This window comes from Kribbella sp. (assembly GCF_035655035.1).
Classification (GTDB): domain Bacteria; phylum Actinomycetota; class Actinomycetes; order Propionibacteriales; family Kribbellaceae; genus Kribbella.
This window is the reverse complement of sequence record NZ_DASRVN010000095.1, coordinates 1-9,849: the sequence shown is the minus strand read 5'-3', so window position 1 is coordinate 9,849 and position 9,849 is coordinate 1. Positions and strand designations below refer to the sequence as shown.

The window sequence follows — 9,849 nt, the reverse complement described above, 5'->3', positions numbered from 1 at the left end:
GAGGTCGCCGCTGAGGTCGGCCTGGAGTACCACCTGGACCAGGCGAAGGCCGTCAACACCGTAGACGCCCACCGTCTGCTCCACCTCGCTCGTGAGCTCGCTGAGTCCGGTGAGGTGCCCGCAGACACGCAGGGCCGCCTCAAGGAGCGCCTGCTCAAGGCGTACTTCACCGACGGTCTCCCGGTCGGTGACCACAGCACCCTGACCGAGCTGGCGACTGAGGTCGGCCTGCCCGCCGAGCGGGTACGTGAGGTGCTCGAGGGTACGACGTACACCGACGAGGTCGAGGCCGACCAGGCGCAGGCGCTGGCGTACGGCGCCAACGGCGTACCGTTCTTCGTCATCGACGACAAGTACGGCGTGAGCGGTGCGCAGCCCGTGGAGGTGTTCCAGGAGGCCCTGCGGCGCGCGAACGCCGACCGTAAGCCGGTGACGCTCATCACCGCGCCGGGCGCGGTCAACGGTGACGCGGAGTGCGGCCCGGACGGGTGTCCTATCTGAGTACTTACCGGGATCCTGGTGTATGAAGGAGATATGACTGTCGTGCGCGCACTGGCCAGGCCGTTGCTGTCCGTCATCTTCGTCGTGCAGGGCACGAACTCGATCCGCAACCCCGAGCCACTGGTACCGAAGGCACAGCCGGTGACCGACCGGCTGGTGCCGATGGTGAAGAAGGTCGCGCCGCCGCAGGTCAGCGAGCGCATCCCCGACACCACCGCGAACCTGGTCCGCCTGAACGGCGCGGCCCAGGTGCTCGGCGGTGTCGCGCTGGCGACCGGCAAGGGCCGCCGGCTCGGCGCGTCGCTGCTGGCCGCCTCGCTGGTACCGACGACGCTCGCCGGGCACGCGTTCTGGCAGGAGAAGGACAAGACGGTCCGCTACCAGCAGCGCATCCAGTTCATGAAGAACCTGGGGCTGATGGGCGGGCTGCTGCTGGCCGCGGTCGACACCGAGGGCAAGCCCGGGGTCGCGTGGCGCGCCACGCACGGCGCGAAGGCGGCGAAGCGCGAGACCAAGCGCAGCGCGAAGGCGGCCAAGCGCGAGGCGAAGACGCTGGCCCGGGAAGCCAAGCACGCGGCCCGACTCGCCAAGGCCGAGCTGAGCTGAAGTGAGCTGTACGCCGTTCTAGTCTGAACCAGTGCCTACGTACAGCGACGATGGCCAGTGGTGGTGGGACGGCCGCTCCTGGCAGCCGATTTCGACTCTCCCGCCCCAGCAAGCACCCCAGCAGCAGGCGCCCTACCCGCCTCCCCCACAGGCGCAGTACCCGCAACAGCAGCCGCAGTACCCGCAGCAGCAGGCGCCCTACCCGCAGCAGCCTCCGGGGCAGCGGGGCTACCCGAAGCCGCCGCGTAAGCGCCGCGGGGTGATCTGGGCGGTGGTCGCCGCGGTCCTGCTGGTGATCGCCGTACCGGCGGGGTACTTCGGCTGGCGTGCGGTGTCGAACCGCACGAGCGCAGGCGGCGCGCCGCACGGGAGGACCATCGAGCCCGGTCAGCCGGTCACCGCTCAGACGCTCGCCGAGGTCGACCCGGCGACGTTCTTCGAGGGCGTGGCCAAGCGGCAGATGACCCAGCCGATGGCACGGCTCAAGGTGTCGTTCTTCGAGAACACCCAGCAGTTCCTCGCCCGGAACCGCAACTGGACGATCGTCGACTCGGTCATCGACCACAAGACCAACAAGTTCTACTTCGCGCAGACGTTCCGGAACAACCCGAACGACAAAGAACCGACCAGCGCCATCTGCAAGGGCGGCAAGAGCTACAGCTGGAACCACTTCAACAACAAGTGGCAGGTCGTCCCGTTCGACAGCCCTGAGTGCTACAAGAAGCCCTACCTGGACGCAGGCGACGCCCTGTTCTCCAGTGGCCTCACACCGGACGAGGCCGACAAGGCCCTGAAGACCCTGCGCAGCTACGACGGGTACGTGAACCCTGCGAAGCCGACACTGCTCTCAGCCGGCGGCCACACCTACGTACGGCAGGTGGTCGACTTCAAGCCGGTCCTGCTCGGCGACCAGGGCTACGGCGGTACGGCGATCTCGATGTGGGCGTTCCGGGACACCGGGCAGGACCCGGTGAGCTGGCCCTGGTCGAACCCGTGGCCCCTCGGCGTCGGCGTACACGCGGTGTATTACCTGGACACCAAGACCCTGCTGCCGGTCGCATTGTTCGAGAAGGGCATCGGAGCGCCGGCACACGGCAGCGACAAGGCGATCCCGGCTCCTGAGGTGCAGGTGGTGAACTACACGTACCCGAAGACCCTGCCGGTACCGGTGCTGAACAACTCCCCGCAGTACCTGTCGCTGCAACTGCCGCAGGGCTGGAAGGTGCAGTAGCGATAGGCTCGGGCTCGAAGTGACGAGCCCAGGGAGTGATATGAGCGTGGATCAGGGTTGGCCGGCACCGCTGGCCGAGCGTGCTGTGGACGGCCAGGTCACTGTGCCCGGGTCGAAGTCGATCAGCAACCGGGCCCTCATTCTCGCCGCCCTCGCCGACGGCCCGTCGCACCTGACCGGCCTGCTCAAGGCCCGTGACACCTCCCTGATGCGGTCCGCCCTGGTCGCTCTCGGTGTAGGCATCACCGAGAGCGGTACGACGGTCACCGTGACGCCGGGCTCGCTCAAGGGCCCGGCGAGTGTCGACTGCGGCCTGGCCGGCACCGTGATGCGGTTCGTCCCGCCGGTCGCCGCGCTCGCGGACGGCGTGGTCGCGTTCGACGGCGACGAGTACTCGCGTGAGCGGCCGATGGACGTCATCCTGGGCGCGCTGCGGACGCTCGGCGTACGGATCGACGACGCCGGCACCGGGCGGATGCCGTACACCGTGTCCGGCACCGGGTCGGTCCGCGGCGGCAAGGTCACGCTGGACGCGTCCGGGTCGAGCCAGTTCGTGTCCGCGCTGCTGCTGGCCGGCGCGCGGTACGACGAGGGCGTCGACATCCGGCACGACGGCAAGCCGGTGCCGTCACAGCCGCACCTGGACATGTCGGTGGCGATGCTGCGCGAACGCGGCGTCCACGTCGACGACGCCGAACCGAACCGCTGGGTCGTTGCCCCAGGCACCGTTCGGGCGCTGGACACCGCGATCGAGCCGGACCTGTCGAACGCGGCACCGTTCCTGGCCGCAGCGGTCGTCACCGGCGGGTCGGTCACGGTCACCGGCTGGCCGGCCGAGACCACCCAGCCGGGCGGTCAGCTGCCGGAGATCTTCACCCGGTTCGGCGCCGAGGTGACGCATGCCGACGGCAACCTGACGGTCCGCGGTACCGGGCGGGTACAGGGTTGCGACCTCGACCTGAGCGAGGTGGGCGAGCTGTCGCCGGTGATCGCCGCGGTGGCCGCGTTCGCCGACGGACCGTCGTACCTGCGTGGGATCGCGCACCTGCGCAACCACGAGACCGACCGGCTGGCGGGGCTCGAGGCCGAGTTCAACGCGCTCGGCGGCGACGTCACGCAGCTCGAGGACGGGCTGGAGATCCGTCCGAAGCCCTTGCGCGGCGGGCTTTTCCACACCTACGACGACCACCGGATGGCGCACGCCGCCGCGGTCCTCGGCCTGCTCGTGCCCGATCTCCGCATCGAGAACATCGGTACCACCGCCAAAACCCTGCCCGAGTTCCCCACCCTGTGGTCGGGGCTCGTGGCCTGATGTCGCGGTACGACGAGGAGGCCCGGTACGACCGGCCCAAGCGCCGGACCCGGCCGCGGACCAAGGATCGCCCGTCGTACGACGACGCCGCCGTAGGCATCGTCATCACCCGCGACCGCGGGCGCTACACCTGCTGGGTCGGCGACCGCCAGGTGACCGCGATGAAGGCCCGGCAGCTCGGCCGGACCGGCGTGATCGTCGGCGACCGGGTGAAACTCGACGGCAACGCGACCGGCGACGAGGGCACCCTGGCCCGGATCGTCGAGGTCCTCCCCCGGACGACGCTGCTCCGGCGCTCGGCCGATGACGAGGACCCCGTCGAGCGCCCCCTGGTGGCGAACGCGGACCAGCTGGTGATCGTCGTCGCGGTCGCGAACCCCGAGCCCCGGACCGGTCTCATCGACCGCTTCCTGGTCGCGGCGTACGACGCGGGCATGCGGCCGCTGCTCTGCCTCACCAAGACCGACCTCGCCGACCCGGACCCACTGCTGTCGATCTACCGCCCGCTCGGCGTCGAGTCGGTGGCCACCCAGCAGGGCGGCAACCTGGACGAGCTCCGCGAGCAGCTGCACGACCGGACGAGCGTCCTGGTCGGCCATTCCGGCGTCGGCAAGTCCACGCTGGTGAACGGCATCATCCCGGGCGCGGGCCGGGCCACGGGCATCGTCAACGAGGTCACCGGCCGCGGGCGTCACACGTCGACGAACACCGTCGTACTGCGGCTGCCGGACGGCGGCTGGCTGATCGACACTCCAGGTATCCGCTCGTTCGGCCTCGCGCATGTGGACCCGGACAAGCTGATCCACGCGTTCCCGGACCTGGCGGACCTGACCGCGGACTGCCCGCGCGGCTGCACCCATACCGCAGACGCCCCCGACTGCGCCCTGGACGAAGCGGTCGCCGAGGGCCGTGCCGACCCTGCCCGGGTGGCGTCGTTCCGCCGGCTGCTGGCCTCCCGCGAGGGCCGAGCCGAACCTGCGCCACTGACCAACCCCGCCGACAGCGGCTCCGAACCGCCTCATCAGGCGTAAGGCCGCCCGGGCGGCCGCGCTTGGTCAGTGACGGACGTCCGCCCCACCTACTTGTTCGGCAGGATGCTGCCCCAGACGGCCTTGGCGCCGGCGTCGCCGGTGATGATCGTCTGGTAGATCACGACGACCGCCATCACCACGACGGCCGCGGTCACCAGGAGCTGGAGCGGGCGGCTGTTGAGCGCGACCACGCCCTTTCCGGTTGTCGGCAGCAACAGGAAGGCAGCGACGACCAGGATCGTGAAGGCCAGGACGAGCCAGAGCAGCAGGTTGCCGCGCGACCGGTGCACCGCGACCAACTGGCGGAGCTGCGGCAGCGCCGCCACGAACGCGTCTCCGCTCTTCTTCGCCACGAACGCGCAGATCAGCGCACCGACGCCGAGGACGAGCGCCGGCCAGCGCAACAGCCGCCGCCATTTCGGCACCGCCACGAACGCCATCGCGGTGAGCGCGCTCACCGGCAGCACCACCACTGCGAGGTGGATCACCAGCACGTGCAGCGGCAGGTTCCCGAAGCGCTCGAACATTGACGCCTCCCGGCATCTTGAGGTCGTGGTCGGACATCAATGGCACGTTCGGCGGACCGATTTGGTTCAATCCCGCCACAACTCGTCCCGGCCAGGCTGAGCGCTCGCGGACGGTTCAGGCTAGCCTTCCGGCATGCCTTCGCACACGGATGACCTGCGGCTCGCCCACATCCTGGCCGACGACGCGGACTCGACCACGATGGACCGCTACAAGGCGCTCGACCTGCACGTGGCCACCAAGCCCGATCTGACTCCGGTGAGCGAGTCGGACAAGAAGGTCGAGGACGTGATGCGCAAGACGCTCGCCCGGGCGCGCCCGCGGGACGCGTTCGTGGGCGAGGAGGACGGTACGTCGGGCTGGGGCGTGCGGCGCTGGGTGGTGGACCCGATCGACGGCACCAAGAACTACATCCGCGGCGTCCCGGTCTGGGCGACGCTGATCAGCCTGATGATCGAGGACCAGGTCGTCGTCGGCGTGGTGTCCGCGCCCGCGCTCGGGAAGCGCTGGTGGGCGTCGTACGGCGACGGCGCCTGGACCGGCCGCGCGCTGCACTCGTCGCAGCCGTGCCGGGTCAGCGACGTGAGCAAGATCGAGGACGCGTCGCTGTCGTACGCGTCGCTCAAGGGCTGGGAGAAGATCGGCAAGAAGAACCAGTGGGCCGAGCTGATGGACTCGGTCTGGCGGACCCGCGCGTACGGCGACTTCTGGTCGTACATGCTGGTCGCCGAGGGCGCCGTCGACGTGGCCGCCGAGCCGGAGCTGGAGCTGTACGACATGGCCGCGCTGGCGATCATCGTCGACGAGGCCGGCGGCAGGTTCACCTCGGTCGACGGTACGCCCGGCCCGAACGGCCCGAACGCCGTCGCAACCAACGGCCGCCTGCACGACGAAGTACTCAAACGCCTGGAGTGAGCGGGGTTTACCGACCACGTATGGTGGCCGGTATGCCCTTGGACTACCCCCTCGCGGAGCAGACGCTGGACAACGGCCTGCGGGTCGTCGTCAGCTCGGACCGCGCCGTCCCGATCGTCGCCGTCAACCTCTGGTACGACGTGGGTTCGCGCCACGAACCACCGGGCCTGACCGGGTTCGCGCACCTCTTCGAGCACCTGATGTTCCAGGGGTCGCGCAACGTCGCCTCCGGTCAGCACTTCAGCCTGCTGGAGACGGCCGGCGCGAGCCTCAACGCTTCGACGTTCTTCGACCGGACGAACTACTTCGAGTCGCTGCCCAGCGGCGGCCTGGACCTCGCGCTCTGGCTCGAGGCGGACCGGATGGGCTACCTGCTCGACGCGGTCAACCAGGAGAACCTGGACAACCAGCGCGACGTGGTCAAGGAGGAGAAGCGGCAGAGCTACGACAACCGCCCGTACGGCGACTCGTACGAGCGGCTCGTCCGGCTCGCGTTCCCCGAGGGCCATCCGTACGCGCACATGACGATCGGCTCGATGGCGGATCTGGACGCTGCCTCGCTGGAGGACGTGCACGCGTTCTTCCGTCAGTACTACGGTCCGAACAACGCGGTCCTGACGATCGTCGGCGACGTCTCCGAGGCGGACGCCTTCGACGCCGCCAAGCGGTACTTCGGCCACCTGCCGGCGATCCCCACGCCGCCGCCCGCACCGGACGGCACGATCGGCCCGATGACCGACGTACAGCGTGACGACGTGACCTCCGACGTACCGTCAGACCTGGTCACGATGATGTTCCGGCTGCCGGTGGACGGCACTCCGGAGCTGGACGCGGCCGGGCTGGCGCTCGACATCCTCGCCGCCGGGCAGAGCGGCCGGCTGAACCGCCGCCTGGTCCGCGACGAGCAGATCGCCCAGTCGGTGTCCGGTGGCGCGCTGCCGCTGATCGGCGGGGTGTCGTTCGGGACGCTGACCGGGATCGCGTCCGACGGCGTCGACCTGCAGCAGGTCGAGGACGCGCTGCTCGAGGAGATCGAGAAGCTGGCCACCGACGGCGTGACCGCGGAGGAGCTCGCGACCGTGCAGGCCCAGGCCGAGCGGGACTGGCTGGAGCAGCTCGCGACGTGCGCGGGACGGGCAGACGAGATCTCGCACTACGCGCTGCTGTTCGGCGACGCGAACCGGATCAACACCCGGATCGACCAGGTCCAGGCGGTCACCGTCGCGCAGGTCCAGGAGGCCGCGGCGCAGTGGATCCGCGCCGCGGGCCGGGTGCAGGTCACGTACCGCCGCAACGAGACGTCGGGAGAGCAGGAATGAGCCAGGTTCTGACCACCCCGCCGGCCGTCGGCGCACCGCGGCCGTGGAAGTTCCCGGAGGCGACGACGACCCGGATCGGCGTCGGTACGCCGGTGCACGTGTTCGACCGCCCGGGGCAGTACGTCGCCACCGTGCGCGTGACGATCGCGATGCCGCTGATCGCCGAGCCGCGGGAACTCGAAGGGGTCGCGACGATCATGTCGCGGACGCTCGACGAGGGCACCGAGCTGCACTCGGCCAACGAGTTCGCGGCCGCCCTGGAGCGGCACGGTGCGGCGTACGGCGTCGACGTCAGCTCGGACGCGCTGCACGTGGAGATCTCGGTGCCGGTGTCGCACCTGGCGCCGGCGGTCGAGCTGCTCGCGGAGGCGATCACCCGGCCCGCGTTCAACCAGGCCGACGTCGGCCGGCACGTGACGATCCGGCTCGGTGAGATCAACCAGGAGCGGGCGAACGCCGGGTACCGGGCACGCGAGGCGTTCGCGGCGCACCTGTTCGACGCGTCGACGCGGCGGTCCCGGCCGACCGCGGGGACGCCGGACACGATCCGGCCGCTGACCAACGTCGAGGTCGCCGAGTTCTACCGGAACAACATCGGTCCGGAGCGGGCGCAGATCCTGTTCGCCGGCGACGCCACCGGGGTGGATGTTGCCGGCATCATCGACTCGGCGTTCGGCAGCTGGACGTCGTCCGCCCGTACGGCGTTGGAGACGCCGGAGCCGATCTACCTGACCGGGAACCGGATCGTCCTGGTCGATCGGCCGGGGTCGGTGCAGAGCCAACTGCTGATCGGCTGCGCCGGACCGGACCGCCGGGACCCGGCGTGGGGCGCGGCCGCGGTCGCGAACCATGTCGTCGGCGGGACCATCACCTCCCGCGTGGACACCGTGCTGCGCGAGGAGAAGGGGTACACGTACGGCACCCGGACCAGCTTCTCGGCGCCGCGCAAGGGCGGCACGTTCAGCCTCGGCGGCGCCGTACGGACCGAGGTCACCGGCGCCGCGATCACCGACGCGCTGCGGATCCTCCGGGAGGCCCGCGACGGCCTGACCGAGCAGGAGGTGCAGGAGGCGAAGGACAGCCTGATCCGGACCGCCCCGCTGCGCTACGAGCAGGCCGACTCGGTGGCCCAGCAGGTCGGCAGCAACATCGCGAACGGCGTACCGATCGACTTCGCCGACACGTACCTGACCAACATCGCGGCCACCACCGCGGCGGAGGCGACCGAGGCCTACCGCCGGTACATCGGAGCCGACGGCCTGCTCGTGGTCGTCGTCGGGGAAGCCAAGGACGTCCGCCCGCAACTCGAGGGCCTCGACCTCGGCGACCTGATCGACCTGTAGCTCGATCGGCTGCCCCCGACCGGATCGGGGGCAGCGCCGGTCAGCTGGTGATGTAGTTGGAGAGTTGCTCCTTCTCGAACTCGAGCTCGCCGATCCGGGACTTCACCACGTCGCCGATGCTGACCAGGCCGGCCAGGTTGCCGTCGACAACGACCGGGACGTGCCGGATCCGGCGGTCGGTCATCATCCGCATCAGGTTGTCGATCAGGTCGTCGGGCGCGCAGGTGTGCACCTCGGACGTCATGATCGCGCTCACCCGGACGTCGCCCGCGTCCGGCGTACCGTTCCAGAGCCGCACGATGTCGCGCTCGGAGACGATCCCGGACACCGTCGAGCCGTCCGCGCTGACCACCACGGCGCCGATGTTGTGCTCGGCAAGCAGTGCGAGCAGCTCGGTGACGGTGGCTTCTGGGGAGATGGTGACGACCTGGTTGCCCTTGCCGCGCAGTACGTCGTTGATCTTCACGGGAGCCTCCTGCAGATCGAGGGACCAATACCCCAAGGTAGCGGGAATCCGGCGATCACCCCCAGTGACAACGACGGACAACCGCGTTCGCCGCGGGCGTTTAGGTGTTTGAACGCTCAAAGGTCTGGCTCCGCGGGGCATCGCTACTTAGGGTGACAAGCAGAGGTCGTGGGCGAGGGGGGATCGTGCACGGCACGCCGGACCGGTCGTGCGGGCGGTGAGGAGGGGGGACCTCCCGCACGACCGGTTCAGCACTCGCCCTTCAACACCGGTCCTTCAGCTTTCGTCCTTCAGCTCGTCCTTCAACACCCATTCTTCAGCGTTCGTTCTTCAGCACCCATCCTTCAGCTTTCGTCGCGCAGCAGGTCTATGGCGGACTGGCGGTCCTTCACCCGGAGTTTGCGCAGTACGGAGGAGATGTGCACCCGGATCGTGGTCGGCGACAGGAACAACCGCTTAGCGACCTCGTCGGTGCTCAGACCATCGGCCAGCAGCCCCATCACCTCCCACTCGCGAGACGTGAGCAGGGCCGCCTTCGACCGCCGGGCCGGGCGCCGACGGCCCGGCTCCCGGAACTCGTCCAGGATCCGCGCGACCAGC

The 9,849-nt window shown here is 69.8% G+C and carries 11 protein-coding genes; 8 read left to right on the top strand and 3 right to left on the bottom strand.

Annotated elements, in window-relative coordinates; translation table 11 throughout:
• The 5 genes from VFF46_RS05670 to rsgA form a co-directional block, all read left to right on the top strand.
• Positions 1-501: DsbA family oxidoreductase (locus VFF46_RS05670; RefSeq protein WP_325035950.1), on the top strand; the 501-nt coding region annotated here is incomplete at its 5' end.
• Positions 502-534: 33 nt separating this feature from the next.
• Positions 535-1,107, top strand: coding sequence for a DoxX family protein (locus VFF46_RS05665; protein ID WP_325035949.1), 573 nt, complete (start codon positions 535-537; stop codon positions 1,105-1,107).
• A gap of 31 nt (positions 1,108-1,138) precedes the next feature.
• Positions 1,139-2,338, top strand: a complete 1,200-nt coding sequence (locus VFF46_RS05660) for a hypothetical protein (protein ID WP_325035948.1) — start codon at positions 1,139-1,141, stop codon at positions 2,336-2,338.
• A 40-nt stretch (positions 2,339-2,378) separates the two neighbouring features.
• The gene (aroA, locus tag VFF46_RS05655) at positions 2,379-3,650 is read left to right on the top strand and encodes a 3-phosphoshikimate 1-carboxyvinyltransferase (protein ID WP_325035947.1); all 1,272 of its coding nucleotides are present in this window, start codon (positions 2,379-2,381) and stop codon (positions 3,648-3,650) included.
• Positions 3,650-4,681, top strand: a complete 1,032-nt coding sequence (gene rsgA / locus VFF46_RS05650) for a ribosome small subunit-dependent GTPase A (RefSeq protein WP_325035946.1) — start codon at positions 3,650-3,652, stop codon at positions 4,679-4,681. The genes aroA and rsgA overlap by 1 nt, the downstream gene beginning before the upstream one ends.
• Positions 4,682-4,728: 47 nt before the next feature.
• On the opposite strand, the gene VFF46_RS05645 is transcribed toward rsgA, so the two are convergent.
• Positions 4,729-5,208, bottom strand: coding sequence for a DUF2231 domain-containing protein (locus tag VFF46_RS05645; protein WP_325035945.1), 480 nt, complete (start codon positions 5,206-5,208; stop codon positions 4,729-4,731).
• Between the two features lie 133 nt (positions 5,209-5,341).
• Between VFF46_RS05645 and hisN the strand changes: the two genes are divergently transcribed.
• Genes hisN through VFF46_RS05630 form a run of 3 tightly spaced genes read left to right on the top strand, consistent with a single transcriptional unit; the run spans position 5,342 to position 8,783 of the window.
• Positions 5,342-6,121 (top strand): histidinol-phosphatase, encoded by a 780-nt coding sequence (gene hisN / locus VFF46_RS05640; RefSeq protein WP_325035944.1) that lies wholly within the window; start codon positions 5,342-5,344, stop codon positions 6,119-6,121.
• Positions 6,122-6,153: 32 nt separating this feature from the next.
• The gene (locus tag VFF46_RS05635) at positions 6,154-7,440 is read left to right on the top strand and encodes a pitrilysin family protein (protein WP_325035943.1); all 1,287 of its coding nucleotides are present in this window, start codon (positions 6,154-6,156) and stop codon (positions 7,438-7,440) included.
• Positions 7,437-8,783 carry a pitrilysin family protein gene (locus VFF46_RS05630; protein WP_325035942.1) on the top strand — a complete coding sequence of 449 codons (1,347 nt, stop codon included), beginning with the start codon at positions 7,437-7,439 and terminating at the stop codon, positions 8,781-8,783. The genes VFF46_RS05635 and VFF46_RS05630 overlap by 4 nt, the downstream gene beginning before the upstream one ends.
• A 40-nt stretch (positions 8,784-8,823) precedes the next feature.
• Here the strand turns inward: VFF46_RS05630 and VFF46_RS05625 are convergent, their stop codons facing one another.
• Positions 8,824-9,249, bottom strand: coding sequence for a CBS domain-containing protein (locus tag VFF46_RS05625; protein WP_325035941.1), 426 nt, complete (start codon positions 9,247-9,249; stop codon positions 8,824-8,826).
• Between the two features lie 344 nt (positions 9,250-9,593).
• A partial coding sequence (locus VFF46_RS05620) for a LuxR family transcriptional regulator (RefSeq protein ID WP_325035940.1) occupies positions 9,594-9,849 on the bottom strand: 256 nt, incomplete at its 5' end.